Origin of the sequence: Cylindrospermopsis raciborskii Cr2010, from assembly GCF_003367075.2 — a bacterium.
In the GTDB taxonomy this organism is placed as follows: domain Bacteria; phylum Cyanobacteriota; class Cyanobacteriia; order Cyanobacteriales; family Nostocaceae; genus Raphidiopsis; species Raphidiopsis raciborskii.
Window position 1 is genome coordinate 2,713,916 of record NZ_CP065936.1, and the last position, 26,044, is coordinate 2,739,959.

25 protein-coding genes are annotated in these 26,044 nt (G+C 40.4%); 8 read left to right on the forward strand and 17 right to left on the reverse strand.

Features of this window, described 5'->3' with window-relative positions:
- The first annotated feature begins 46 nt into the window (after window positions 1-46).
- Window positions 47-1,933, forward strand: a complete 1,887-nt coding sequence (gene ilvB / locus C6N34_RS12380) for a biosynthetic-type acetolactate synthase large subunit (protein WP_006277133.1) — start codon at window positions 47-49, stop codon at window positions 1,931-1,933.
- Window positions 1,934-1,977: 44 nt separating this feature from the next.
- On the opposite strand, the gene C6N34_RS12385 is transcribed toward ilvB, so the two are convergent.
- From C6N34_RS12385 to C6N34_RS12420, 8 genes are all read right to left on the reverse strand, one after another.
- A complete protein-coding gene (locus tag C6N34_RS12385) occupies window positions 1,978-2,478 on the reverse strand; it encodes a CGLD27 family protein (protein ID WP_057178140.1) in 501 nt (166 codons plus the stop codon).
- Window positions 2,459-2,935: a ribosome silencing factor gene (gene rsfS, locus C6N34_RS12390; protein WP_057178139.1), complete on the reverse strand. Its 477-nt coding sequence runs from the start codon at window positions 2,933-2,935 to the stop codon at window positions 2,459-2,461. The genes C6N34_RS12385 and rsfS overlap by 20 nt, the downstream gene beginning before the upstream one ends.
- Before the next feature lie 100 nt (window positions 2,936-3,035).
- Window positions 3,036-3,827 carry a YdcF family protein gene (locus C6N34_RS12395; RefSeq protein ID WP_115538739.1) on the reverse strand — a complete coding sequence of 264 codons (792 nt, stop codon included), beginning with the start codon at window positions 3,825-3,827 and terminating at the stop codon, window positions 3,036-3,038.
- A 43-nt stretch (window positions 3,828-3,870) separates the two neighbouring features.
- A complete protein-coding gene (locus C6N34_RS12400) occupies window positions 3,871-4,383 on the reverse strand; it encodes a hypothetical protein (protein WP_040008924.1) in 513 nt (170 codons plus the stop codon).
- A gap of 28 nt (window positions 4,384-4,411) precedes the next feature.
- On the reverse strand, window positions 4,412-5,965 hold the full coding sequence (locus C6N34_RS12405) for a bifunctional aminoglycoside phosphotransferase/ATP-binding protein (RefSeq protein ID WP_115538656.1): 1,554 nt from the start codon (window positions 5,963-5,965) through the stop codon (window positions 4,412-4,414).
- 59 nt (window positions 5,966-6,024) lie between these two features.
- Window positions 6,025-6,321 (reverse strand): 50S ribosomal protein L25, encoded by a 297-nt coding sequence (rplY, locus tag C6N34_RS12410; protein ID WP_009342714.1) that lies wholly within the window; start codon window positions 6,319-6,321, stop codon window positions 6,025-6,027.
- A gap of 53 nt (window positions 6,322-6,374) precedes the next feature.
- On the reverse strand, window positions 6,375-7,709 hold the full coding sequence (locus C6N34_RS12415; RefSeq protein WP_115538657.1) for an adenylosuccinate synthase: 1,335 nt from the start codon (window positions 7,707-7,709) through the stop codon (window positions 6,375-6,377).
- 145 nt (window positions 7,710-7,854) lie between these two features.
- Complete coding sequence (locus C6N34_RS12420) at window positions 7,855-8,520, reverse strand: diacylglycerol/polyprenol kinase family protein (RefSeq protein ID WP_115538658.1); 666 nt, start codon at window positions 8,518-8,520, stop codon at window positions 7,855-7,857.
- A 327-nt stretch (window positions 8,521-8,847) separates the two neighbouring features.
- Here C6N34_RS12420 and C6N34_RS12425 point away from each other — a divergent pair, with 327 nt between their 5' ends.
- Window positions 8,848-10,380, forward strand: coding sequence for an HlyD family secretion protein (locus C6N34_RS12425; RefSeq protein WP_115538659.1), 1,533 nt, complete (start codon window positions 8,848-8,850; stop codon window positions 10,378-10,380).
- Between the two features lie 75 nt (window positions 10,381-10,455).
- The gene (locus tag C6N34_RS12430; RefSeq protein WP_115538660.1) at window positions 10,456-12,624 is read left to right on the forward strand and encodes a peptidase domain-containing ABC transporter; all 2,169 of its coding nucleotides are present in this window, start codon (window positions 10,456-10,458) and stop codon (window positions 12,622-12,624) included.
- An 86-nt stretch (window positions 12,625-12,710) separates the two neighbouring features.
- Here the strand turns inward: C6N34_RS12430 and C6N34_RS12435 are convergent, their stop codons facing one another.
- Window positions 12,711-14,297, reverse strand: coding sequence for a glucose-6-phosphate isomerase (locus C6N34_RS12435; protein WP_071242417.1), 1,587 nt, complete (start codon window positions 14,295-14,297; stop codon window positions 12,711-12,713).
- A 208-nt stretch (window positions 14,298-14,505) separates the two neighbouring features.
- Here C6N34_RS12435 and C6N34_RS12440 point away from each other — a divergent pair, with 208 nt between their 5' ends.
- Entirely contained in the window at window positions 14,506-15,612 is a 1,107-nt protein-coding gene (locus C6N34_RS12440) for a branched-chain amino acid ABC transporter permease (protein ID WP_115538661.1), read from the forward strand.
- Between the two features lie 23 nt (window positions 15,613-15,635).
- On the opposite strand, the gene C6N34_RS12445 is transcribed toward C6N34_RS12440, so the two are convergent.
- The 3 genes from C6N34_RS12445 to C6N34_RS12455 are packed head-to-tail and all read right to left on the reverse strand — an operon-like array spanning window position 15,636 to window position 18,645.
- Entirely contained in the window at window positions 15,636-16,343 is a 708-nt protein-coding gene (locus C6N34_RS12445) for a diacylglycerol/polyprenol kinase family protein (RefSeq protein ID WP_115538662.1), read from the reverse strand.
- A 38-nt stretch (window positions 16,344-16,381) separates the two neighbouring features.
- Window positions 16,382-18,103, reverse strand: a complete 1,722-nt coding sequence (locus tag C6N34_RS12450; protein ID WP_115538663.1) for a DUF3685 domain-containing protein — start codon at window positions 18,101-18,103, stop codon at window positions 16,382-16,384.
- 56 nt (window positions 18,104-18,159) lie between these two features.
- Window positions 18,160-18,645, reverse strand: coding sequence for a Fur family transcriptional regulator (locus C6N34_RS12455; protein WP_057178128.1), 486 nt, complete (start codon window positions 18,643-18,645; stop codon window positions 18,160-18,162).
- 156 nt (window positions 18,646-18,801) lie between these two features.
- Here C6N34_RS12455 and C6N34_RS12460 point away from each other — a divergent pair, with 156 nt between their 5' ends.
- Window positions 18,802-19,281, forward strand: coding sequence for a CRR6 family NdhI maturation factor (locus C6N34_RS12460; RefSeq protein ID WP_057178127.1), 480 nt, complete (start codon window positions 18,802-18,804; stop codon window positions 19,279-19,281).
- A gap of 70 nt (window positions 19,282-19,351) precedes the next feature.
- Here C6N34_RS12460 and C6N34_RS12465 read toward each other — a convergent pair whose 3' ends face one another.
- A complete protein-coding gene (locus C6N34_RS12465; RefSeq protein WP_057178126.1) occupies window positions 19,352-20,305 on the reverse strand; it encodes a glycosyltransferase family 9 protein in 954 nt (317 codons plus the stop codon).
- A 102-nt stretch (window positions 20,306-20,407) separates the two neighbouring features.
- Between C6N34_RS12465 and ispD the strand changes: the two genes are divergently transcribed.
- The 3 genes from ispD to C6N34_RS12480 all read left to right on the forward strand — a co-directional run bounded on the left by ispD (window position 20,408) and on the right by C6N34_RS12480 (window position 22,046).
- Window positions 20,408-21,085 carry a 2-C-methyl-D-erythritol 4-phosphate cytidylyltransferase gene (gene ispD, locus C6N34_RS12470; RefSeq protein ID WP_057178125.1) on the forward strand — a complete coding sequence of 226 codons (678 nt, stop codon included), beginning with the start codon at window positions 20,408-20,410 and terminating at the stop codon, window positions 21,083-21,085.
- Between the two features lie 32 nt (window positions 21,086-21,117).
- The gene (gene scpB, locus C6N34_RS12475; RefSeq protein WP_006277115.1) at window positions 21,118-21,621 is read left to right on the forward strand and encodes an SMC-Scp complex subunit ScpB; all 504 of its coding nucleotides are present in this window, start codon (window positions 21,118-21,120) and stop codon (window positions 21,619-21,621) included.
- An 80-nt stretch (window positions 21,622-21,701) separates the two neighbouring features.
- The gene (locus C6N34_RS12480) at window positions 21,702-22,046 is read left to right on the forward strand and encodes a DUF760 domain-containing protein (protein WP_006277113.1); all 345 of its coding nucleotides are present in this window, start codon (window positions 21,702-21,704) and stop codon (window positions 22,044-22,046) included.
- 135 nt (window positions 22,047-22,181) lie between these two features.
- Here the strand turns inward: C6N34_RS12480 and C6N34_RS12485 are convergent, their stop codons facing one another.
- Genes C6N34_RS12485 through C6N34_RS12500 form a run of 4 tightly spaced genes read right to left on the reverse strand, consistent with a single transcriptional unit; the run spans window position 22,182 to window position 25,991 of the window.
- Window positions 22,182-22,751 carry a peptidylprolyl isomerase gene (locus C6N34_RS12485; RefSeq protein WP_006277112.1) on the reverse strand — a complete coding sequence of 190 codons (570 nt, stop codon included), beginning with the start codon at window positions 22,749-22,751 and terminating at the stop codon, window positions 22,182-22,184.
- A gap of 42 nt (window positions 22,752-22,793) precedes the next feature.
- Window positions 22,794-23,255 (reverse strand): DUF29 domain-containing protein, encoded by a 462-nt coding sequence (locus C6N34_RS12490; RefSeq protein WP_115538664.1) that lies wholly within the window; start codon window positions 23,253-23,255, stop codon window positions 22,794-22,796.
- A 29-nt stretch (window positions 23,256-23,284) separates the two neighbouring features.
- Window positions 23,285-23,737, reverse strand: coding sequence for a DUF29 domain-containing protein (locus C6N34_RS12495; protein ID WP_006277110.1), 453 nt, complete (start codon window positions 23,735-23,737; stop codon window positions 23,285-23,287).
- Window positions 23,738-23,768: 31 nt separating this feature from the next.
- Window positions 23,769-25,991 carry a GumC family protein gene (locus C6N34_RS12500; RefSeq protein ID WP_236107041.1) on the reverse strand — a complete coding sequence of 741 codons (2,223 nt, stop codon included), beginning with the start codon at window positions 25,989-25,991 and terminating at the stop codon, window positions 23,769-23,771.
- Between the last annotated feature and the right edge of the window lie 53 nt (window positions 25,992-26,044).

Sequence of the window (26,044 nt, forward strand, 5' to 3'; positions counted from 1 at the left end):
AAATACAAAATCCAGGCTTAATTTTAGTTATATTTTGAGGTTAATCGTGCGATCGCCTTCTCAAATCAATTCCTCACAGTCTGAAAAACGCAAGTCTGCTCCTATCTCCCACTCCTGGACCCAACCCATAAGAGCAACCGGTGGTTTTGCTCTGTTGGATAGTCTACTCCGTCATGGAGTGGAGTATATTTTTGGTTATCCCGGAGGAGCTATACTTCCTATTTATGATGACCTGTATAAAGTAGAAGAAACAGGTAGTATTAAACACATTCTAGTTCGTCATGAACAAGGTGCTTCCCATGCTGCGGATGGTTATGCCCGTGCAACGGGCAAGGTGGGGGTATGTTTTGGTACTTCCGGACCGGGAGCTACCAACTTAGTAACAGGTATTGCCACCGCCTACATGGACTCCATACCCATGATAATTGTCACTGGACAAGTACCCAGACCCGCTATTGGTACTGATGCTTTCCAAGAGACAGATATTTATGGTATTACCTTGCCCATAGTCAAACACTCTTACGTGGTGCGGGATCCCAAGGACATGGCCAGAATTGTGGCTGAAGCCTTTCATCTAGCTAGTACGGGTAGACCTGGACCAGTTCTCATAGACGTTCCCAAGGATGTAGCCCTGGAAAAATTTGACTATACCCCAGTGGAACCAGGTTCGGTTAAATTACCGGGATATCGCCCCACAGTTAAGGGCAATCCTAGACAAATTAATGCCGCTATTCAACTAATCACAGAAAGTCGCAAACCACTCTTGTATGTCGGTGGAGGAGCGATCGCCTCTGGATCCCATAAAGAAATCAAAGAACTGGCGGAATTATTCAATATCCCAGTCACCACCACCCTGATGGGAATTGGTGCATTTGACGAACATCATCCCCTGTCCTTGGGAATGTTAGGTATGCACGGAACTGCATACGCTAATTTTGCCGTAACAGACTGTGACCTACTAATTTGTGTAGGGGCAAGATTTGATGATAGAGTAACAGGAAAACTAGATGAATTTGCTTCCCATGCGAAAGTAATTCACATTGATATTGACCCAGCGGAAGTGGGCAAAAACCGAGTTCCGGAAGTTCCCATAGTTGGGGATGTGAAAAACGTCTTAGAAGACCTATTGAGGCGATGTCATAACAATCATCACAATCACCATAATCGCAATCAGGAATGGCTAAACCTAATTGGTCGTTGGAAACAAGATTACCCTCTCATTGTTCCCCACTACCCTGATAGCATTTCCCCCCAAGAAGTAATAGTGGAAATTGGCAAACAAGCTCCCAACGCCATTTACACCACCGATGTGGGACAACATCAAATGTGGGCTGCCCAATTCCTCAAAAATGGACCAAGACGGTGGATTTCTAGTGCGGGTTTAGGCACCATGGGTTTTGGCGTACCCGCAGCTATGGGAGCCAAAGTAGCCTTTCCTGAAGAAGAGGTCATTTGTATTAGTGGTGATGCCAGTTTCCAAATGTGTTTACAAGAACTGGGAACCTTAGCACAATATGGCATAAATGTCAAGACCGTAATTTTAAATAACGGTTGGCAAGGAATGGTAAGACAATGGCAAGAGGCCTTCTATGGTGAGAGGTACTCCTGTTCTAATATGGAAGTAGGAATGCCTGATATTGAGCTTTTAGCGCAAGCTTATGGCATTAAGGGCATGGTGATTACTAAACAAGAAGAGTTATCACAAAAAGTAGCAGAAATGTTAGAGCATAAGGGTCCAGTAGTGGTTAACGTTCATGTCACTAAAGACGAAAACTGCTATCCCATGGTAGCACCTGGTAAGAGCAATGCCCAAATGTTCGGGTTACCCAAACCAGGACCAACCACAGTAGTAGAATCAACGTATTGTAACCATTGTGGGACCAAAAACTCTTCCACTCATAATTTTTGTTCCCAGTGTGGGTCTAAATTGTAATTGTGATCAGTCACGGGGGAGAATTACTTCCCCGGATTTGGTAACTAGAACAGGTTCCAGACCAAAATGCCAGTGAAATATAAAATAGCCACCACGCCAAAGGTCATCTGTAAGCGTCCCAAAATGGGTTTAATTTCATAAGCCACAATTAAACGATCTCGATCAATAATTTCCCGTGGCTTATGCCATATTTGTCCATCATACCAGCCAGATTCCTCATATAAGACCGTGGCACTGTAAAGGCGGTCTTTTATATAGAACCAACCTAGATACAACCTGATTAGTACCAGAACCACCACTAGACTAGCAATAGCAGTACCACAAAGGATAAAATGAAATATATGCTTTTCTACAGGGAAACTAGAAGCTGAAACCGGACCAGCTATCAACCAAGACCAACCCCAAATCCATAAAATTCTGGTCAGGTAACCACGCGAACCTAGGGTACTCTCCCCAAAAAACCAGGAATTTTTTAATTCCTCGTACTCGTGGAGCGGTTGCTGTTCAATGGGAACTGGACAATTATCAACCGAAGATCTTATCATTTGGATCATCCTCAAGGTCTTTAGGGTTTTCTAAAGGAATATGCTCTGCATGACTCCAGAACGCTTCCAAATTATAAAATTCTCGTTCCTTGGGCATCATAATGTGAACAATCACATCCCCATAGTCTTGTAACACCCAACTACCTTCCCCTTTTCCTTCTGTGCGCAAAGGACGACGTTGTAATTCCGTTTGCACCTTTTCTTCTATAGCAGAGGAGATGGCCCTAACCTGGACCCTGGAATAACCAGTCATCACCAGAAAATAATCGGACAGGTAGGAGACATCTGTTACTTTGAGCAGTAAAATTTCGCCTGCTTTACGTTCTGATGCTGCTTGTGCTATGGTGAAGGCTAATTTTCCACTGCTATCTCCAGTTTCCACCATTGGGGTGTTTACTGTCTTTTTGCTGTGTGGAATTGATTTTAACGGTAAATTGCTTGGGAAATAATCAGTCATTAAACCTCAACTGTTACACGCCATAAAATAGATGATAACAGAAAACCTCATCCTTACGCAATGCGGAGTTTATTGTGGGAGCGTCAATCCACCAGTAATTCTATAACCAACCACGCAGAGCATAGACTAAGTAACCAATATATTCTTTTAAAGCGTTGGTAAAATCATTTAAATTGTCAGCACTGGGGAACAAATTTAATATGGTGGACTTAGGAGTAGCAATTAGTTCTTCTAGGTCACTCCGACTGACAATAAAATCCGTGGGAGCGGGAATTACTTCCACACCCTGACGTTGAAAAATTTTCAGAGACCGGGGTGTGTGCATGGCTGAGGTTACCAATAACACTTTTTTGATTCCCCGACTTTCCAGGATTTTCTTGACATTGACGGCGTTTTCGTAAGTATTCAAGGAATTTGGTTCCTCAATAATTACTTCTGGAGGAATACCTAGAGATATGAGAATAGTAGCCATATCCGCTGATTCTGGTGTTCCACCACCACGCCAATCAATACGTCCACCACTTAAAATAATCAAAGGTGCTTTTTTTTGTCCATAGAGTTGAGCAGCATAGATTACCCTGTCTCCGGACTCGTTCAAGTCTACTGTGGAACGAGGCCAAGCAGCTGGTTTGGTAGCACCACCCAGAACCACAATCGCTTCAGCTTGGGGTATTTTTTCCAGGGGGATGTTTTGCCATTCCAGGGATGCAACCAAACTTTTAGATACCCACCCATTACCAGATATGATTAGTATAGCTAAGGATATCCCAATCCAACCCGCTGCAATTTTAGGACGTTTCCATAGGGTGATCAGGGCAATAACTAAACTTATACTAGCTAACCCCAAAGGATAAAAAAACAGCGGTAGTAGTTTAGAAAGATATAAAAACATAGTTGGCATATTGTGGTTTAACAAAGGTTGGGCAAAAAGTTACCTATTTTTCCCAAAATCGAAAATTGAAACTTCCGGGAGGACGACGTAACCGACGAACAGGTAATCTTTTTTTCCGCTTAGTAACTCTAGTATCTGATTGTTCAAGATCATCATCCTCTACTAAATCATCTTGAATTTGAGTGACGGTTAATTCCTTGCTTCTCCACCAAGCAATAATCCAACCTCCACCTAAACCAGCTAGACAACCAAACAAAATACTAATAGGAGCAGAATAACCTATAAACAAAAAACTAAACATGAAAACTAAACAGTATTTCAGCGCAGCATCAATACCATCATTAGCAGCAACATTGGGAATTGTTTCGTTATTCTCGTTAGCAATAGTGAACCAACCTAAAGCTAAACCACCCACAATTCCCAAAAATACGCATAGAATTAAAGAAGCTCCCGCAAACCTGGAAATCGCAGCTAATAAAAACCCAAACACGAATTGAGAAAAAAAGTTGGGTGATGTGGATAGTATTTCGCTGAGGATATTTTTGTTGGATGCCATAATTTCATCACTCTCATCTAGCTTTAACTTATCTAAATTTACCACTAATCTGTTGAGCCAAAGGTTGAGTAGTATCTACTACCATAATGTATGGTAGTTCCTCCTCCGTAAATACTTCGTATTGCTCAACTTGACTTGCTAATAATTCGGGAGTAGCATCAGTAATATCATTACTACGGTGTAGTATACGTTCCTCTAACACCTCTAATGGTGCAGTACAGTAAACAATTTTTGCAGGTAGTTGATGTTTATTTGCTTGATCAATTACCTGTTGACGTAAATACCTACGATCATATTTAGCATCCAGAATCACAGACCAACCTTGATTAGCCAGTGTAATTCCCCATACTAACAACCGATTGTAGGTCTTTTGAGTCATTTCTGGAGTGTATATTTCATTGCTACCCCGCTCCCTAAGAGAAATACCCGCCAGATGTTTTCGCACCGCGTCAGAACGTAAATGAACCGCCCCCAGTTTAGCAGCTAAATACCTCCCAGTAGTACTTTTACCAGAACCAGATAACCCACACATCAATATTAATTCTCCCTGTCTGGGTTGGGTGTATTTCCACGCCTGTTGATAATATTTTTCAGCTGTTTGGGATGCGATCGCTCTAGTTTCTGACCCTATAGCTTTATCGTCTAATAGAAATGAATTTACTTTAGCTCTGACATAAGCTTGACGAGTTAAATATAAAGGTAGTATTTGTAAACCCTCCCAGTCTCCGGTTTCCTCAACATAAGTATTTAAAAAGGTATTTGCTAAATCTTCTCGACCTTTTGTCTCCAGATCCATGACTGTAAATGCCACATCATACATAACATCCACGAAGCGAAAGGTCTCATTAAATTCAATACAGTCAAAAAGGATAATTTCTTCATTCCACAGAGCAATATTTGCTAAGTGTAAATCTCCATGACATTCACGGATGCGTTGGTGGGCGATTCTGCTGGCAAATAATTCCGAATACTGCTGACAAAACTTATCTGTATAGGCTTTTGTTTCTTCAAATCTGGACTGAGTTTGGGGTCCACCACTATATTTTTGAATATATTTTAATGTTTGAATATAATTCTCATCAATAGCTGACCGCACTAACCCTACTTGACCAAAACCACTGATATAATCATTGGTAAGACATTTAGTGTGATAGTCAGCCAGCACCCTTCCTAGTTCTTGTAGATGGAGCTGATTTAACTTACCTTGGGAGAGTAGCTGACTAAATAAAGCATCTTCAGGAAATTGACGCATTTTCACCGCATACTCCACAATTTCACCCTTTCCCCCCAAATGGTATTTTCCACCACTCCAGGTAATGGGTACAACTTGTAGATATAACTTACTGGCACCACGTTGATTTAAGCGTAATTCTTCCTGACAAAAATGTAAGCGCCTATCCAGAGTTGAGTAATCTAAAAAACCAAAGTTAACAGACTTCTTCAGCTTATAGACATAATTGCCTGTCAAAACTACCCAAGAGATATGAGTTTGAATGACTTGAATAGGTTGGGTTACAGGGTGAGGATAAAATTCCGCATGTAACATCTGATCAACTAAATTTTCAATACTTGTAGTTTCCATTGAAGTTACATTTAGTTTCCAAGAATCCCCGTACCCGCAGCACGAGGATTCAAGACTCCTTAACTCTTAGCTGCAAAAAAACTCAAATGATAGGGAGTTCCCTTCGCTGGGTGAACTTGAACTTCCCTCAAAACAGTTTTACCAGTCCATTGAAGATCTGGAATACTCAGTTCAATTTCCGTCTTATTAGGTGCAGCTTGTTTAAGCAAGCGGTCAACTGTTTTAGCTTCCAGAGCCAAGGAAATTGACTCAGTACCGTTGTGTCCATACAAATTGGCGGGGATTAAACCAGAACGGCGTAAAGCTTTGGGTTTAATGCCTTCTGGACGTTTTTGAGATTCTACTGTCAGTGCCATACTAGTTTTAACTTGTCAATTAGTTATCAATTAATCACCAATCACTGTTCCTGCTAAACTGCAACTGGTGTACCATTGGGTTGCAATAAAGCCCGTTTTGGGCCGTGGATTGGATCCTCCACAATTATAGTCTGATCACGACTTGCTCCTAGGGAAACAATCGCGATCGGAACTTCCATCAACTCCGCTAGGAATCTCAGATATTCCAAAGCCTGCTTAGGCAAATCCTCTAATCTACGGCATTCTGTAGTAGAAACTTGCCATCCAGGTAAGGTTTGATATATGGGAAGACAACGGGAGAACTGACGGGCACTAGTGGGGAAATGTTCACACCTTTGACCATCAATTTCATAAGCTACACAAACCTTGATTTCCTTCAACTCATCTAGAACATCTAGTTTGGTAATAGCCATACAATCCATGCCATTAATACGGACAGCATAACGTCCAATTACTGCATCAAACCAACCACAGCGACGTTTTCTTCCCGTAGTCGTGCCAAATTCTGCGCCCCGACTGGCTAACAAATCACCAATTTCCCCCTGGAGTTCCGTGGGGAATGGTCCTTCACCCACTCTGGTAGTATACGCCTTGGAGACCCCAATTACCCGATCTATCATTGTTGGTCCCACACCCGTACCCACACAAGCTCCTCCAGCTACAGGATTGGAAGAGGTAACATAGGGATAGGTTCCATGATCTAAATCCAGAAGAGTGCCCTGAGCACCTTCAAACAGAATATTACGTCGTTTTTGCACTGCGTCATATATTCTCACCGAGGTGTCAACCACAAAAGGACGTAATCTTTTGGCATAACCCAAATACTCCTGAAAAACCTGTTCTGGATCCAGGGGAGGAAGATTATACAACTTCTCTAAAATTGCGTTTTTATAGTTTATTGTCCATTCCAACTGTTCTCGTAACCCGTCAGCATCCATCAGATCTAAAACTCTGATCCCAGTTCGTTCTGACTTATCCGCGTAGGTTGGACCAATACCTCTTCCGGTGGTGCCAATTTTATGACTTCCCCTCTGCTCCTCCGAGGCCCGATCAATCAATCTATGATAGGGCATAGTAACGTGAGCAGTCTGGGATATGCGCAAATTGTCCGTGGAAATATTTAATTTTTCTAGTTTGTCGAGTTCTCCTATTAACACCTGTGGATCAATCACTGTCCCACAGCCGATAATACACTCGGTATCTGGATACAATATACCAGAGGGAATTAAGTGCAACTTAAATGTTTGACCGTTCACCACTATTGTATGACCGGCATTAACTCCCCCCTGGTAACGTACCACCACATCTGCAGAGCGGCTGAGTAGGTCGGTTATTTTACCTTTTCCTTCATCGCCCCACTGAGCACCTATGACAATGACGTTAGCCAAGAGATTATATTAAAAGTAAAGTTTTCACAAACAATCATTATCACCAGATTGTTGGACATTTGTCAAGAGGTTTTTTCAGATATTTCAGCCAGGAAAATGAACTGTTCCTCACCCAAAGGAGAAAACCATATCGTTAAAATCATAATCATTGACTGGTCAAACCATAGGCCAAAATAGCACTACCAATGGGAACCGTTAAATTATCAATCCCCAAAAAGGAAACGGATTCTAACAATGTGGCAGTGATAGATACTAGCGCTGATACTAACCATATTTGCCAACTACTTCCCCGTGTTGCTAACAAAATAATTACACTTACTAAGTAACTGACCACTGTCATGGTTAAAGAACCTTCCCAACTTTTATTCGCGCCAAAGAGGTAATACTTGTGCTTACCAAATCTTTGCCCAATTAGTGCTGCTAGTCCATCACCCCAGGTCATAATTAAAATACCTAAAGCTGCATATTCAGGTTTTTTTAAATACCAGAAATATCCAACCAAAATTCCAATACTCACAGCATAAAAAAAAGTGCCTAAACTTTGTCTCCCCACACTATTAATTCCAGGCAAAATTGGCACAAAATATGATATGACGCTAATTAGACCAGCTAAAATTGCCGCACTAATTCCCACGTAAGCAGGAATATGGAACCACCAAGCTAATAAAATTACATTACCACTACCAATATGCACAATTTTACGGATGATTTCCGGTTGACTAGGAGTAAACCGACTGACTAACCAAGCAATTAATATGATCAAAAAGACCCAACCAGCAGCGATCGCAATTTTCAGCCACAATGGAAACATGGATTCTAAACCGGAGAATATAATCTTGAGATATACAGTTATTATCAAATATTAGGGAATTCCTCAACCCAACTTCTTTAGTCTAAACTCCAGATCTCAAACAAGTGAGGTACTTCTCTAACCAATAGAATCTCCATTTCCTCCCTTTCGCTTTCTAAAGTCTATCCCCGGATTTATGAATTCCTGAGCAATAGTGCTTATGTTTATATTATTAGATGGAAATCATAAGAGTTAACAAAGATGACCTTTGGTCAATAAATATCTATGGCTATTGCTAAACGTTACTGAGTATTGGCGCGTATTTGTAAATTATTGCCATAAAATACTGTGAAATTTTTATACCAATATCAAAGAGATTCTCAATCTGGTATTGAGAATGGATATGATGATCCAAATTTTGAACATTTGCACCCGGTTGAAGTGAATGAGTTTCTCCCTCAAATTCATAGATTGACTAGTATTGGTGCGGGGATAATGTTGACTATTTTTTTGGTCGGGATAGCTCTAACAACTATACTGACTTATAAAACAACCGTTAAAGTAAGTGGTACTATTAGACCGGTGGGAGAAATCAAATTAGTTGAGTCAGCTATTTCTGGGGAAGTGCAAAGAATTTTAGTGCAAAATCATCAAGTAGTTCGTCAAGGAGATAGCATGGCTTTTGTTGATGATTCTCAATTACAAACCCAAAAGAAACAATTAGAAGACAGCATTCAAAAATCCCAATTACAACTGCTAGAAATTGACTCTCAGCTCAATGAAATTCGTAACCAAATTCTAGATCAGACTAATTTAAATGAGCAGACAATTTTTGCTGCACAATCGGAATTTATGGGAACTCAACGTAATTTTGATGATCAACGGATTAAGGGAAATGCAGAATTATTGCAAGCAGAAATTGCTTTTCAATTTGCCAAATCCCAACTACAACGACTAGAAAAACAGGGAATTCTCAAATCTACCATCCAAGAAGCAGAAACTGCTTTAAACCTCGCTATAATTCAAAGAAATAGACTACAAGCGATCGCCAGTTCTGGTGCTATTCCTGCGAGTCTTCTAGAAGAAAAACAACAGGCAATAAAATCTGCGCGAGCGAAATTAGAAAGTGCCAAGAATAATGCCCAAAGTCTGTGGGATGATAAACAACAGGCTTTCAAAACTGCCCAAACAAATCTATATAAAGCCAGAACAACTATGAATCCCAGTAATTCGGCTGTGATTATTGCATCACAACGCATAAAACAGGAACAAGTGAGGGGAGAAATGACTATTGCAGCTTTAAATAAAGAACTGGGCAACTTATTACAACAAAGGCTAGAAATACAAAAACAACTAACTCGTTACCGTCAGGATTTGCTGCAAACAGAAATTAACTTACAAAAAACTGTAATTCGTGCACCTATTACTGGAACACTGCTACAATTGAAACTTCGTAATCTTGGACAAGTGGTTCAATCTGGTCAAGCGATCGCCCAAATTGCTCCGCTCAATGTTCCGTTAGAAATTAAGGCTTATATACCGAGTCAGGAAATTAATAAAGTACAAGTGGGACAGAAAATTCAAATGCGAGTTTCTGCTTGTCCTTATCCAGATTATGGCACTCTCAGGGGTAGGGTTAAAAATATTTCTCCAGATGTTTTGCCTGGTAATATTATAACTAACAATATAAACAATAATATAACCAATAGTAATGGCATAAATGGATACGAAGTCACTATGCAACCAGAAACATTATACCTTGGTAAAGGACAAAATAAATGTTATCTACAACCAGGGATGGAAGGAGGTGCTGATATTATTTCCCGCCAAGAAAATGTGATGCAATTTATCCTCCGCAAAGCTAGACTAATTAGTAATTAGGGATGGGGAATAATTTATCTCGATTTCCATACTTTGTCAAGTATTACTCATTAATAAGTCCCACACTCAAATATGATGTTTAATCCATTCCAACCTAGAAAAAAATACGAATGTGTTTTACAAGCAAGTGAAGAAGACTGCGGAGCAGCTTGTCTAGCTTCCATCTGCAAATATTACGGGAGATTTCTCACCATTAATAAAAGTCGAGAAGCAGTAGGAACGGGACAATTAGGAACAACATTATTGGGCTTAAAACGTGGATCGGATAGTTTAGGATTCAATTCCAGAGCGGTTAAAGCAGCACCGCAAATTTTAGACACAATCACAGAAATTCCCTTACCAGCTATTATTCATTGGCGAGGTCATCATTGGGTCATTCTCTATGGTACTAGGGGCAAAAAATATGTCATTGCTGATCCAGCTGTAGGTATTCGCTATATTGAACGCCAAGAATTATTAGCAGCTTGGAATGGAGTAACTCTATTATTAGAACCTGACCCAGAACAGTTTTCTAGCCAATCTCAAGAGCAACCTCATGGTGGTTTGTTACGCTTTTTCTTGAGGATTCTACCCTATCGTGGACTACTAGCACAAGTTATTATTATCAATATTATTCTGGGTGTGTTAGCTTTAGGAACTCCAGTTCTCATTCAATTATTAACCGATGATGTTTTAGTCAGGGGTGACCTACAACTACTCTCAGTAGTAGTGTGTGCTGTGGTCGTGATGACCATATTTAGTAGCAGTTTACAACTAATACAATCTACTATGATTGCCCATTTTGGGCAAAGATTACAATTGGGATTGGTCTTGGATTTTGGTCGTAAATTGTTGCAATTGCCTTTAACTTATTATGAGTCCCGTCGTAGTGGTGAAATTACCAGTCGCTTGAGTGATATTAACGAAATTAATCAGTTGGTTTCTCAACTTGTCATTCTTTTGCCTAGCCAATTTTTTGTGGCACTTATTTCCTTAGGACTAATGCTATTTTATAGCTGGCAATTAACCATAGCAGTTATAATTTTCGCCGCTGTTATGACTGTGGTTGCTCTACCATTTTTGCCCATACTGCAACAAAAAACTCGTAGTCTCTTGGTTTTAGGAGCAGAAAATCAAGGAGTATTAGTGGAAACCTTTAAAGGAGCTCAGGTTGTAAAAACAACCAATGCTGCACCCCAATTTTGGGATGAGTTCCAAAGTCGTTTTGGTCGATTCGCCAATCTGAATTTTAGCACCATTCAACTGGATATTATTAATAGCACTATCGCCAAACTTCTTTCTAGTTTAGGTGGTGTTATTTTATTAGGTTTGGGCAGTATATTGGTGATTAACCATCAATTGAGTATTGGACAAATGCTGGCGTTTAATACCCTACAAATTAATGTTTTGGCTTTAATTGTATTTCTGGTGGGACTGGTGGATGAATATTTTCGTTCACAAACCGCAATCTCCCGATTATTAGAAGTAATTGATGCTACGCCAGAAGTAGTGGGCGGTGGACAAAAACCAATTGCTCAAATTGCTGGTGATGCGGATATTTTTTTTTCTCACTTGACATTTCACCATCTGGGAAGGGTAGATCTATTAGATGATTTTTCTCTCAAACTTCCCGGTGGTAAGATTATTGCTGTCATTGGTAAATCAGGTTGTGGTAAAAGTACCCTGGCAAAACTTTTAGCTGGGTTATATCAACCCAGTTCAGGAAACATCCGAATTGGAGTTTTTAATATTCATGATCTCGCCCTTGATTGTTTACGCCAACAGGTAGTTTATGTACCTCAAGAACCCCATTTCTGGAGTCGTTCAATTTTAGAAAACTTTAGATTGGGTATACCTAATCTTTCTTTTGATCAGATAGTTCAAGCTTGTGAAATTGCTGATGCTGACGGTTTTATCAGTCAACTACCTCATAAGTATCAAACCGTTTTGGGAGAGTTTGGAGCTAATCTTTCCGGTGGACAAAGACAACGATTGGCGATCGCTCGAGGAATACTCAATAACCCTCCGGTTCTCATATTAGATGAAGCTACTGCTGGATTAGACCCTGTCAGCGAAACCCATGTTCTAGACCGACTATTGGCATTTCGCAAGGGAAAAACCACAATTTTAATTACCCATCGTCCCAGCGTGATGCACCGCGCTGATTGGATTGTCTTATTAGAACAAGGGAAAATTCAATTACAAGGTAGTTTAGAAACTTTTACCGCTCAACCTGGGGAGCATTTGCACTTTCTCACTATTTAGCGGTTAGAAACTGTTTAATCTCCATCAACACCGCTTTTATCCCAAATCCCCGATGTCTTTAAGATATCGGGGATTCAAGACCGTCTTTAAGTCAAAGAAACAGTTAAAGTTCCCGGTTTACTCAAGTCACCTGTCAAAACCACACCTCGATTATTAGCATGAAGATGACGGAGAATTTTGTAAATGGGTTCTACTTGCTCACTAGCACCCGCTTTATCAGCGATCTCCCCAATGGTTAGTCCTTTCTTTTCTGATTGTAATACCTTGATTACCTTATTCTGTAAGTCCAGTATTACTGCTGCTGCTTTTTTCCCTGCTTCTACGCCTGGTTGATGATAAGCATTAACATTTACCAAACTAGCATATAAACCCACAGCTCTCTCATACAATGCAATTAATGCCCCTACTGTTTGAGCATTAACCTGGGGAATTGTCACAGTAATGGAATCCCGATGATTCTCATAAAGTGCTTGACGGGTTCCTAATAAAAACCCAGATAGGTAATCACCAGCAGTTACACCAGGATCAATTTCCGAAGATGCACCTTGACGATCTTCCAACACCTCAATTAAGGTGGCAAAAAAATTAGGCACTCCTTCTCTTAACTGTTGTACATAAGCATGCTGGTCTGTTGAACCTTTGTTGCCATACACAGCAATACCTTGATATACAGTCTTGCCATCTAGGTCTTTCTCTTTGCCTAAAGACTCCATTACCAATTGCTGTAAGTAACGGCTAAATAATAACAAGCTGTCTTTATAGGGTAAGACAACCATGTCCTTTTCACCTTTACCATTACCAGAAAAATACCAGGACAAAGCTAATAAAGCTGCTGGATTATTTTTAATGTTGGCAATGCGAGTAGCATCATCCATCTGTTTAGCACCATCTAGCATAGCACGAATATTAATACCCTGCAATGCTGCTGGAACTAAACCCACAGCGGACATTTCTGAAGTCCTTCCACCTACCCAATCATACATGGGGAAGGTTCCTAACCAGTTTTCTGATTTGGCAACCTTATCCAGATTACTACCCGTACTAGTAATGGCGATCGCATATTGGGCAAAGTCTAAATTTCTACGGGAGTATGCCTGTTTCACCTCTATCATACCATTGCGAGGTTCAGGTGTACCACCAGACTTAGAAATAACTAATACTAGGGTGCTACTTAACCTATCTCCCACGCGGGAAAGCACTCGGTCAATTCCTGCAGGGTCACTATTGTCGATAAAGTGAATGTTAAGAGGGGGAAGGTCAGGAGCAAGTGCTTCTGCAACAAATTGTGGCCCTAAAGCTGAACCTCCAATTCCAATGGAGATAATATCGGTAAAGCGGTTTTCTTTAGGAGGATGTATGGCTCCAGTGTGCACTTGATCTGCAAAAACTTCGATTTCTTCTAAAGTTCTGACAATTTCTGCTCTCAGTTGGGAATTGGGTGCTAAATCGGGATTTCGCAACCAGTAATGTCCCACCATGCGATTTTCATCGGGATTGGCAATTGCTCCCTTTTCTAGGTCTACCATTTCCCTAAATGCTTGCTCAAATTTTGACTGTAATGACTCCACGAAAGTGTTATCAAACCGCATTCGGCTGATATCTAGATACAGTCCTAATCCCTCGTGGTAATATAACCAGTCTTGGTATCGTTGCCAAAGTTCCTTAGCATCCATAATGAGGGAATTCTCACATAACTTAGTCAAACTCCAGTTTAATCTATGGTTTTGGCGATCCCTGCTCTGTCTTATACAGTTTGTAATCAGGAGTTATGACTTTGGTTAAATATGGTTAAGTTTTGTTAAATGTTCTTATTATATCACATTTATGGCTTATCTTATGTGAAGATCGCCCACCCTTATCCCTTTTTAAAAATCCCTGGTTATGAGTGAATACCTGATCTTCTTGGCTATTTCTACCGCTACTTTTTCTTTGTTTGCATTGGGACTTAATTTGCAGTGGGGTTTTACTGGTCTGATTAGTTTCGGTCACATTGCTTTTATGACTTTAGGTGCCTATACCACTGTTATTTTAAGTCTCAAGGGTATTCCTCTATTTTTATCTGCTGTTGCTGGAGCAATTGTGGCTGCTTTGTTGGGTCTGGTCATTGGTTTTGCTACTTTACGTCTGAGAGAAGATTATTTGGGCATTGTCACTATTGGTACTGGCGAGCTGATTCGGTTAGTTTTTAACAATCAAGATTTACCAGTGGGCGATCGCTGGATATCTGGAGCTTTTGGTATTCAAAGTTATGTGATTCCCCTAGCAACAACACCTAATTTATTGTTCCGATTACTGATGATTGGGGTGCTTACTTTACTTACAAGTATTACTTTATTTTCTCTGTGGCGCTGGGTAAAAAATACTCGCAAGAATAACCATAGAGCAGAATTTACTTCCCATTTGGTGGTAGCCATAATTTTGGGTTTGTTGTCATTAGCGATTTATATTGCTGGTGTGCTAGGACTTTACAACTATAATCCCAAAGCAGGGTTAATGTTACTGGTCTTATTAGTTCTAGCTTTTGTATTTTGGCGGTTAGAATTTTTAGTCCAATCTCCTTGGGGACGTGTTCTTAAAGCAATTCGAGAAGATGAAGAAGTACCTAAAGCTCTGGGTAAAAATGTTTTTTCCTACAAATTACAATCTTTAATCTTAGGTGGTGCGATCGCTGGAATTGCTGGTGCTTTTTTTGCTTGGCAACTGAGTGCTATTTATCCCGATAACTTTCAACCACAACTGACCTTTGATGCTTGGATTATGGTAATTTTAGGAGGGTCTGGCAATAATCTGGGGACAATTTTGGGAGCGGTAATTTATTTTGCCTATGATGCTCTAACCAGGGAATTTTTACCCAAAATAGTTCCTTTAGATGCGGAGCGTATTGGTGCTTTTCGGATTATGTTCATCGGTTTCATTCTTATGAGCTTAATGATTTGGCGACCTCAAGGTATTTTAGGAAAAAAGGAAGAACTAACTCTAGGAAAATAGTTGATTGGTTTCAAATATGAATCTCAGCGACCAATAATTAACCATACAACTATAGCTGTTATTAAGGGCACGCTTAAGTTATCCGTGCCACGGGGAGAAATCCCCTCTAGCAAGGTAGCAAAAGTGGCACTGGTCACAGCAGCAAGCATTGCCCTCCACCCATCTATGGGGGTTGCTAATGGACTAAATAAAGAACCGGGAATTAGTAGTAATATCAGAAATATCACCATTGTGGTGACAAAAAACATCACAGCTGATCCTTCCCAGGAGCGAACGGAGGTTCCTACCTGGTACTTGTGCTGACCAAATTTTTCCCCAATCAATGCTGCTAGTGCATCTCCCCAGGTCATAGACATGACCCCTGCTAGTGCAATTGTAACCTGGTCTGTGGGTTCATTGGGTCTCCAGAATAGGGCAAAAAGTATGGTAATGGAAATGGCAAAATATACTGTACCAGGGGAGCTATTTTTTCTATCTAGGGAATGAATCAGAGGATATTTATACAATAGGTAATTAACCATTATAAAACTAGCAAAGGGAATAATTCCTATTTGCCAACTGTTGAATAAAATCAAAATTCCAAATACCCACATACCGGCAGATATGTGAACGATTTTGCGGGTGATACTTTGTTTAATTTTAAATACTCTATGCAGAAATTCACTAATAATTAATAGGCTCATAGCATAGCCATAGGAGATTAATAATCCTAGGAGGTTTTGCTTATCCATACTTTTAAAAAACTGGTTTTTTTAGTTTTCAGTCATGATTATTTTCCGGGTTTATCCCCTAAGTTTACACTACCAAGACCCTGAAGCACACCACGAGCAATTAATCCTAAACCTCTACCAACTATTTTTGTTAAAACAAACACTATAACATTACCCACAAAAGATAATAGAGACTGTAACCGAGGTGCGATCGCATCTCTAAACTCCAGTGCTAGTGTTACTACTAGGGGAATACCAGAAAGGTTAGCTAGTTGCTGGTTACGGGGGGAATAAATAGAAGTTTTAGCAATACCACGAGGTGCAATGACAAACAGTTCATAACGACTTTCAAAAATTGCCTGGGGTTCACCAAAATGGCGAGTTAACCAGTACTTCCAAGATAGGTTGTTTCTAAATCTTTCAATTTCTCGTGTGGAGATAAAATGACGGTCATAAAAATGTTGTTTGACAGTTTCCACATCGGCTAAAAGGTTAATTAGGGGTTGCAATACACCATTGGCAATTTGAATCAATAGATTTTCTAAAATCATTAATATTTGATAATTGGCTGACTCTGAACCTGGAGAATACAACCTATTATCCACATATAAGTCCGTTTGCCAAATTAGATAGGATAATAATTCTTCAACCAGGGGAATTTTATCTAAGATTTCAGTTTCTACTCCCCTAGCATTATCTAATAAAAATCCCACTGTTTCTATGGTACTCTTACCCACATTTACCTGGGGGATTTGACCATAAAACTCTCTCACTACTCCCTCCCATAAATCATAAAGTATTTCCTTTTTTAAATTGGATAGTTGGGAAATCTCAAATTGGCAATCTCGGAGTTTATCTAGGCGTTGAGATAATTTTTGTAATATCAGATAAAGCAGTTCCTTTTTTTTCTCTTCCCGTAAGATATCAATTTCTAATGGCACTTCCCCTATATTGGATAAATGAGAATGCAGCTTGTCAAGGCAAGACGTAAATATTATTGACTGTAGAGCTTTTTTAGTTTGTAATGGTGAGCTAGCTATTGGTACTGACTCAGATTCACCCCGATTCCTGGGAACAGGTTGTGGTTCCGATGAACCAAATAACTGATGTACTAACCAACCCGCAGCTAACAGTTCTCTCCTATGTCCAGCTAAAATGACTCGCTCCAATAATGGGATTCCAGGAATCCTTAGTCTTAGCGTAATCTTGGTCAAATCTCGGGTGATATAACTAATTCCCGATGAGTGGATTTTATGTGTCCAGCGGGTCAAGGGTGAATCTAGAGATTTACTAGGATTTTTCTCCCACCAATAATAACCACCCTTGGCAATTTCCTCCATAATCCCCACTAATAGGGAAATTGATATACCTTTGGGACAATAGCCATTCACACCTAGATTTTTTGCTGTCAAAAGAGTTTCTGAATTGGACACAGCTGTAAGCAATAGAACTGGTATATGGGGATATAGAGCTTTCAGTTGTTCACAAAATTGTAACCCTAACTCTGCTTCTTGAGAGTTCCTACCCAATTCTAAAACTATTAGGTTAATTTCTCTGTGGTCTTTTTTTGGTTCTTGACTATTTTCGTTTTCATCAGTCTGTTCCTGACTAGAAGCAGTGTCACCTAATAACTGTAACGCGGCACTATCATTAGAAACGTCACCTACTACTTTAATAGAAGATGAAGCTTCCAAAGCAATTCTTAAACCCAGACGAAAAATAGGATCTGAGTCGATTAATAACGCACCCAGATGTGAGAAAGTCAAAAGGCGATCGCTCATGTCAGGTCAAGTAAAAACAGAATTTTTTCCCAGTTCGGTCAATATTCGTCTCTAACTCACTCAAAGGAATGTAAGTAATCAACACTATCAATACTATCACCATGTTTAGGATCACGCATACCAAAAAAGTTAATGGTATAACTTTTTATTCTCACGCCTGTTTGTAATTCAACTTGGCGAATTAAGTCCAAAGGTAATTCCACGTGTACATCAATAACTTCATGATTGTCAATACAGCTAACATGACTATGAGCTTGGGTAACACTGCCATATAATCTGCCATGACTATGTTCAATACACTCAATAATCCCTTGACTGGAGAGCAATTCCAAATTTTGATAAACAGACGTATGACCTATTTCCTTACCTTTTCTATTCAGACGATCATAAATCTCCCTAGCTGAGAGATGTTCCTTAGATTCCCAAAGTAACTCTAATATAAAGCGACGCTGACGGCTAATTCGCAGGCCTAAAAGTTGACATCGTTCTAAAGCATCTTCCAGGGAATGAATCCCCAGTGTAGAAATAACAGGTTTCTGCATATTTTTAGTTTTAAATGTATGAATATGGCTTTAGCTGGAACTGGCTTCGCTCCATTTGATTTCCCCCCCCCACTGGGAATCGGCAAATTGCTGGCATTAGGAAATGAAAACTGCTACCGTTGATGTAGAAGTACAGATCAATAAGCCAACAGGTCAATGACAATCAGCATTCAGGTAGGTCGGGATTCTATCAATAACTTAGATTTATCACCCGCACTAAAAGTAATTGAATCAATTCTCCAAAAAGAGTCAATCATATCCCAGGAGCAGCAACTGCGCTTTGATATTGACTACCCAAGACAAGATGACGATCCCAGAGAAATCTCAGAAATTCCAGAGATCCGACTATGGTTTGTGCGATTAGATGCCCAATATCCATGGCTACCATTTTTGCTAGACTGGAAATCTGGCGAGCTAGGACGTTATACAGCCATGTTAGTACCTCACGAATTTCACAAGAAAGAAGGTATACAATATAACCCTGAATCTCTAGAAATTTTCTTGATGCACAAAATTTTTATTTTGAGTAACTGGTTAAAGCAGAATCAGATACCTGCCAGGTTCCGTTTAAAATCTCTAGCGCAAATGTTAGGTTATGAATTAGAAGATGGTTTTTTTGAAATGATTGATAGTTAAGAGGATTTAGCTATTAACTACGACTATAATAGCAAATAGCAAAAATTTTGTCCCCTTCCCTCTTAACTACCTAACCCCCCCAAATTGTTTTTAAAACACTTGCTGGTGGAATATCAGCTGTTTTACCTGTGGGGGATTTAATAGCTAAGAACTTGTAATTAACGGGCATTAACTTAGTTGAATCCGCAGAGCTTAGTAAGGCAATAGTATAGGTTTGTATAGCTATGGCTAATTGTAAAGGAGAACCATTAACAGTAATCATTAAACTGGCACCACCAATAATAGCAGCCAATTTACCAATGTCGGGAACGGGAATAGCCTTAATGTCAGGGAAAGATTCTAATAAAGAAGGGACAAAATAGTCATCACCCTGTTCCTTAACCACTAAGATGGGCAAATCTGCCTGTTTTTGCTCACATTCTCCAATAATTTGCCGCCAACTATCTATAGGGTAGATATTGTCGGGATCAGAAGATAAATCACCATAACCACCATAAATCAAAATGTAGCCTGTTTCACCAATACCTAATCGTTTTTGTTGCTGTTTAGCCCACTCCACATCTGGTTTGAGCAAGTTGATGGCTAGGGGTGGACAAGCTGTGTTAATGCCTAAAGGCTGTAATAGATCATGGTAGATATGAGGTATGTATTGGGAAGTGTTGGGAGAAATGACATGGGTAAGAAAATTGGACCCACTACCCTGGAAGCCAATACGGGTAGGAATACCACTCAACCAAAGAAACAAACCAACAAACCAACTTTCTCCCGCAGTAATAGCTACGTCATACTCACGGTCGCGGATTGTTCCCAACAGGTTGCTCCAATCTGCTAAACTATTACGGTCTTTGTAATCAAAGAGAAATACCTCGTGAACACACTTGTTCACCTGGTAAGCAACCTTTGATCTAGGTTCCACAATCACATCTATCCAGGCATTTGGATAAGAACGCTGTAGAGAATCTAAAGTAGGAAAGAAAAGAATCTGATCGGCAATGGAACCAGGTACAAGGGCTACTACTCGCATAAATAATATATTTATTGAGGCTTATCGTTCCTATTTTATCGAAAATCGGGATCAGAAAATTCCTTTTCTCAAGTCTTAGTGGTCGTAAAATCGAGGAAAACAGTGTATTTATTAATTCCAGCCGCCGGTAGCGGCAAAAGAATGGGTGCTAATTGCAACAAATTGCTATTGAAGGTTCACTCTCAGTCTATTATCGCTTGGACCTTATTGGCCGCAGAAGCTGCCAGCCAGATCCGTTGGATCGGGATTATTTCTCAACCCTCAGAATGGCACGATTTTAAAGCTATTGTGGCTGGTTTGGCTATGACTAAACCTGTGGAGTTTATTCCGGGCGGTACTACTAGACAAGAATCTGTTTACAATGGATTACAAGCATTGCCATCAGAGGCTAAGGAAGTGTTGATTCACGATGGAGCACGCTGTTTAGCAACACCAGAATTATTTAATGCCTGTGCGATCGCCATTCTCAATTGCCCAGGACTGATTGCTGCAGTACCAGTAAAAGATACAATCAAGGTGGTGGGTGAAAGTGGTATAATTGAGTCCACGCCAAAACGGGAAAAGCTTTGGGCAGCTCAAACCCCCCAGGGTTTCAATGTGCAGTTGTTAAAACAATGTCATGCAGAAGGGGTACGTCAAGGGTGGGAAGTAACCGATGATGCAGCCCTATTTGAAAAGTGTGGCATCCAAGTACGCATAGTCCCAGGAGAAGAAACCAACCTAAAAGTGACAACTCCCCAAGATTTAGCGATCGCTGAATTGATCCTCAGTCTCAGATGATTGCCCTCCATATCAACAGCAAATCTCCCAACATGTCCCAAGAAAATATACCTATATCTCTGAAAATAGAGGCAGTTTTATACTTAAAGGGTCAATCCTTGTCTTTGAGTGAAATTGCTGAATATGTAGGATGCGATCGCCACACAATTGAAGAGGGAATAATAGAACTAATGGACAATTATGCCCGTAGGGAAAGTGCCCTAGAAATTGTAGAAACAGAAGGTAGTTATGGTTTACAACTAAGAGCAGACTTTCAAGATTTAGTACAAACCCTAATACCGGTAGAGTTGGGAGTCGGGTCCTTACGAACATTAGCAGCGATCGCCTTAAATAGTCCTATTTTGCAAACCGACTTAATTAATTTACGAGGATCCAGTGCATATCCCCATGTTGCTGAACTGGTAGAGTTAGGATTTATTCGCAAAAAGAAGGATCCCAATTCCCGGTCTTACTCCCTACAGGTAACATCAAAATTTCATCAATATTTTCAGATAGACGAGCTACCGCAGCAGAAAATCAAGGAGAGAGAAATATAAAAGGTTTCTCACCCGGGCTACCCTTTTTCTTCCACTATGAGCTAGAGTAGGATTAGCAACTAAGGTAAGAAGAATTGCCAATGGTGTTTGATCCTGACTTTTTGAATGACAACTCTGAGGAACATGGTAATCAGGTTCTGAACGGTCAATTTGGGGAAAATCCAAACCAACTATTAAAATATTTACAGCATCAATCTCCTGACGTTCTAGCCCGTGTTGCCCAGTCCGTCACGCCGGAAATCAAACAGATTATCTCCCAAAATGTCCAAGGTTTGGTAGGAATGCTACCACCAGATCATTTTAATATCCAAATTACTACGGATAGGGATAATTTGGCTGGACTTTTAGCATCGGCCATGATGACCGGTTACTTTCTCAGACAAATGGAACAAAGAATGGAGTTGGACTACCTATCCAATCAATAGAAGTACCCACCTAAGAGAGCAGGGGATTGAAACAGCCTAAGTCCACATTACCTATCTAAGGATAGTTATAGCTATGTTGCTTAGACCTTACCCCTCCCCCACCTAAGAGAGTGGGGGGTCTCCAGGAGGGAACAATTACTGACGGAAAATTTCTACACTATCCAGGGTCACATCTTGGTTAGGGCGATCGCGCGTGGTAGAAACATTAGCGATCTTATTGACCACATCCATACCATCAACCACATAACCAAAAACACTGTGTCTTCGATCTAAATGGGGAGTTGGTCCTTCCGTAATAAACCACTGAGAACCATTAGTTCCAGGTCCTGCATTAGCCATGGATAAAATACCCGGTGCATCATGCTTTAGATCGGGATGAAATTCATCAGGGAACTTGTATCCGGGACCACCGGTGCCCCAACGACGAGCCAAATCGGGGTAAAGGGTGAGAGGGTCTCCACATTGAATCATAAAACCAGGAATCACACGGTGAAACCTGACACCGCTATAAGCGGAGGTTCCTTGCATAGATTTGCCAGTTTGTGGGTCTTTCCAGTCAATTGCTCCGGTTGCTAGACCAACAAAGTTTTTAACGGTGTTGGGGGCACGCTCTTCTTCTAGTCTCACCACAATCTTACCCAGAGAAGTATTTAGGTTGGCGTGAAGTTTTCCCTCACCGGCGATATTAATTTCTGGAAAGTTCATTACTTGTCCTGCTTTTCAAACTGTCCCAGCTATTATATCTCATTATGGCAAACACCAGGTTTCATCCAAGAACTCTCCTAGGTTCCCTAGGGGAGCAAGGGGGATTGTTTCCGTGGAAAGACTAGCTTGGGTGAGGACAATTTTTCTAGCATCTGCATAGGATTGATCAAGTATCTGTTCTAAATATGACCTTAAACTAGGACTATCTTCCAACTCTTGTCTGATTTGCTGGCGAAAATTGAGAATTTCTGATTTCCAGTGGTTAGCATTTCTTTCCACTTCCGTTTGCCAATATTTGAGCTTGAGCAAATGCTCAATAAGCCGTTTTAAGAGATTTTGCACTTTCCTCTTTTGTCTTCTACTCAGATCGAACACTTCCTCAATTAAATTATCCCAGTCTAGGGAAGAGAGATTTCTATCTTGTAACTGTTTAACAGTTTCCAATACCCATAAATGGTAATCAGCATTATACAAACTTCCAGTAGTTTTTTCCACCTCAATCATAGGTTCCACCTCACTGATAGCATGAGTAACTAGTTAATTCCGTTATTTTCCTCTTCTAGAACGAACGGGAATTTGTCATCCATTAAGGATTCCCAAGTGTAAGGACAAGCGGAGGGAAATAGCTCCTCGGGAAGATTTGTCTGTTTAATTGCTCCTTTGCGCCCATATTTATAACCTTTTGCAATCATTTCATCCAGCTGCTGTCTTAACCCAGGATTATCCTCCAATAAACGCTCTAACTGAATACGCTGTTTATCAATGGACATTTTCCAGCTAGGGGAACGGTGATTGGGTTGAAACTGCCATTTGAGCAGATGCAATGATAACTGCTCTATAGCTGATACAAGGGCTCTATATTCACTCCTTCCCAAATCTTCAATTTCCTCAATAATATGATCCCAGTCAACCTGCTGAAATTTTTTCTCCCGTAGTAATTGAGCTTGTTGTAATGCCCATGTGTAAAAGTCTTGATGGTACAGCATATAGTCTTAGTGTGGTTTGATCAAATGACCATTATCTTTTTATAGCCAGTGAGTCACCCTCCCGTTTGTCTTTTAAATCACCATAATAACCTCTATAATAATAATATCCTCCATATCCGCTATCTTCACTGACACCATTGACCACCATACCTAAAACTGGCACTTTGGACTGGGCCAGTAACGAATTGGATGCTTTCACAGCTGAAGATTCTACCTGACCAGGGCGGACAACTAACAACACCCCATCTACCAACTTGCCCACAATCAGTGCATCAGCTACAGCAGTTAGGGGTGGTGTGTCAATAATCACAAAGTCGTAGTCCTGGCGAGCTGCTGCGATTAAACTGGCCATGGATTGGGAATCTAATAGCTTAACTGGATTGGGCGGAACCTTACCAGCTGTTAAAACATGCACCGAGGATACATCCTGTAAGCAATTTTCCAGTTGTGTTTGGGCAACTAGCACGTTACTAAGTCCCACAAAGTTGGGCAGTCCCCACACTTTATGTTGACGGGGACGACGTAGATCCCCATCTACTATCAAGACTCTTTTGCCTAGATGGGATGCTGCTAGGGCTAAATTGGCTGATACAAAGGACTTACCTTCACCAGGAGAGGAACTGGTGAGTAAAATGACCCGCAATTCTTTATCCGTAGCAAAGCCCAGATTAGTTTGCAACATTTCAATGGATGTGCTAACAGGTGAATAGGGATTATCAAGAATCGGTAACTCTCTTTGATTTTCTTCCTGCTCTTGATTTTTCTGTCTTTTAGTGTTCTCGTACTGGGGAATGGTTCCCAACATGGGTAAATCTAGTATTCGATTTAACTCCTCAATATTCTTGACGGATTTATCCAAGGTTTCTAATAGTAGTGCTGTTCCCACACCCAAAACCAGACCTACAAGCGCCCCAATACCAATATTGAGTGCTGTTCTGGGGGAGATTGGTATTTCAGGAACTAACGCGCTGGATATGACCCTGGCATTACCAACATTTTGATTCTCCAGTACCTGAACTTCTTGTAATTGTTTTAATAATTGTTGATAAGTGCCTTGTGCTACCTGTAATTGTCTTTGCAGTTGCAGTTGTTGCTGCTCCAATCGAGGTAAGCTGTCTAAACGTCTTCTGTTAATGATAAATACACTCTGTAAAGCTTTAACCTGATTAGCTAGTGCTAGTCTTTCTACTTCCGATCTCACCAAATCTTGAGTTAGTCCTTGTTTTAACTCTCCTATTTGCAAGTTACTCTGTTGTAAAACTTCCGCATTACCTATGGTTTGGGATACTCTCTCTTGCAATTGCTTTTTCAGGGCCTGTTCCTTGAGCTGCAAATTGACCACCTTGGGGTTGTCACTGGTATAGGTTGTTTCAGCTATAGCCAACTCCTGCTGGGTCTTCTGATATTCTGTCAGCACCTGCTGCACTCCTGGAATTTGACTGATGTTACTGAGAGCGACTGCTTGCTGGGTACTCAGTTGTAACTCATTTTGTAGTGCTAATGATCTAGTAGAAGCTGCTGCCAATTGACCTTGGGCTTGGGTAATTACCTCATCTATCTTACCCAGGGTTTCTATACCTACTTTAGCTTCCGCATCTAGGGCTACTACTCTATTAATTTCTTTAAACCGACGTAATTCCAGTTCTGCTTTAATAACTTGTTTTTCTATCCTTGGTAATTCCTGAGATAAGAATTTCCTTGCTGCTGTTGCTTCTGAACGATTGATGAGAATATTATTATCTAGGTAATATTTCATTAGGGTGTTGACTGTATCCGCTGCTTCCTGGGGGTTTGTACTATTATAAGAAAGCTCCATTACGTCCGTACCCCGAATTGTTTGCAGTTTCAGTTGTTTCAGAAACCGGTCAATTTCTATGGGTTCACCTTTGGTATTTTTTATCCCTAGTTGATTAATAGTCTTTGTAATCAGAGGATGGGAACGAATCACTTCCGCTTCTGTGTCTATAGGGTTACTATTATTTCCAAGTCCTCCTAGTTCTCCCACACTTGTGGCTAAACTTGTTAGGGAAGAAACTCCATCTTTTTTCTCAAACAGCAGTTTTCCCTTGGCTTGGTAAACTGGTTTCTGGGAATAAGTGTAGGAAATGGCAGCCCCCAACACTGAAGCTATAACAAGTAATATTACTAGCCAGCGCCGTTTAAGTATTAGCCAATATATCTGTAAATCAATTACATCTGTTTCCTCTTGGTTAATGGCCATATAAACTCCAGTCGCAATAACAGGTTCTACCATAACACAAAATATTAGCACAACAAAAAGACCAGCTTCCCACAGCTGGTCTCAAG

Coding starts and splice junctions, on each gene's coding strand:
- C6N34_RS12450 (WP_115538663.1), bottom strand. CDS start 18,103: ATGAGCGATCGCCTTTTGACTTTCTCACATCTGGGTGCGTTATTAATC.
- C6N34_RS12485 (WP_006277112.1), bottom strand. CDS start 22,751: ATGAACTTTCCAGAAATTAATATCGCCGGTGAGGGAAAACTTCACGCC.
- rsfS (WP_057178139.1), bottom strand. CDS start 2,935: ATGACTGATTATTTCCCAAGCAATTTACCGTTAAAATCAATTCCACAC.
- C6N34_RS12385 (WP_057178140.1), bottom strand. CDS start 2,478: ATGATAAGATCTTCGGTTGATAATTGTCCAGTTCCCATTGAACAGCAA.
- C6N34_RS12405 (WP_115538656.1), bottom strand. CDS start 5,965: ATGGAAACTACAAGTATTGAAAATTTAGTTGATCAGATGTTACATGCG.
- C6N34_RS12435 (WP_071242417.1), bottom strand. CDS start 14,297: ATGGATGCTAAGGAACTTTGGCAACGATACCAAGACTGGTTATATTAC.
- C6N34_RS12395 (WP_115538739.1), bottom strand. CDS start 3,827: ATGTTTTTATATCTTTCTAAACTACTACCGCTGTTTTTTTATCCTTTG.
- C6N34_RS12455 (WP_057178128.1), bottom strand. CDS start 18,645: ATGCAGAAACCTGTTATTTCTACACTGGGGATTCATTCCCTGGAAGAT.
- C6N34_RS12420 (WP_115538658.1), bottom strand. CDS start 8,520: ATGTTTCCATTGTGGCTGAAAATTGCGATCGCTGCTGGTTGGGTCTTT.
- C6N34_RS12440 (WP_115538661.1), top strand. CDS start 14,506: ATGAGTGAATACCTGATCTTCTTGGCTATTTCTACCGCTACTTTTTCT.
- C6N34_RS12400 (WP_040008924.1), bottom strand. CDS start 4,383: ATGGCATCCAACAAAAATATCCTCAGCGAAATACTATCCACATCACCC.
- C6N34_RS12490 (WP_115538664.1), bottom strand. CDS start 23,255: ATGATTGAGGTGGAAAAAACTACTGGAAGTTTGTATAATGCTGATTAC.
- C6N34_RS12460 (WP_057178127.1), top strand. CDS start 18,802: ATGACAATCAGCATTCAGGTAGGTCGGGATTCTATCAATAACTTAGAT.
- C6N34_RS12480 (WP_006277113.1), top strand. CDS start 21,702: ATGGTGTTTGATCCTGACTTTTTGAATGACAACTCTGAGGAACATGGT.
- C6N34_RS12495 (WP_006277110.1), bottom strand. CDS start 23,737: ATGCTGTACCATCAAGACTTTTACACATGGGCATTACAACAAGCTCAA.
- rplY (WP_009342714.1), bottom strand. CDS start 6,321: ATGGCACTGACAGTAGAATCTCAAAAACGTCCAGAAGGCATTAAACCC.
- C6N34_RS12445 (WP_115538662.1), bottom strand. CDS start 16,343: ATGGATAAGCAAAACCTCCTAGGATTATTAATCTCCTATGGCTATGCT.
- C6N34_RS12465 (WP_057178126.1), bottom strand. CDS start 20,305: ATGCGAGTAGTAGCCCTTGTACCTGGTTCCATTGCCGATCAGATTCTT.
- scpB (WP_006277115.1), top strand. CDS start 21,118: ATGTCCCAAGAAAATATACCTATATCTCTGAAAATAGAGGCAGTTTTA.
- C6N34_RS12430 (WP_115538660.1), top strand. CDS start 10,456: ATGTTTAATCCATTCCAACCTAGAAAAAAATACGAATGTGTTTTACAA.
- C6N34_RS12500 (WP_236107041.1), bottom strand. CDS start 25,991: ATGGTAGAACCTGTTATTGCGACTGGAGTTTATATGGCCATTAACCAA.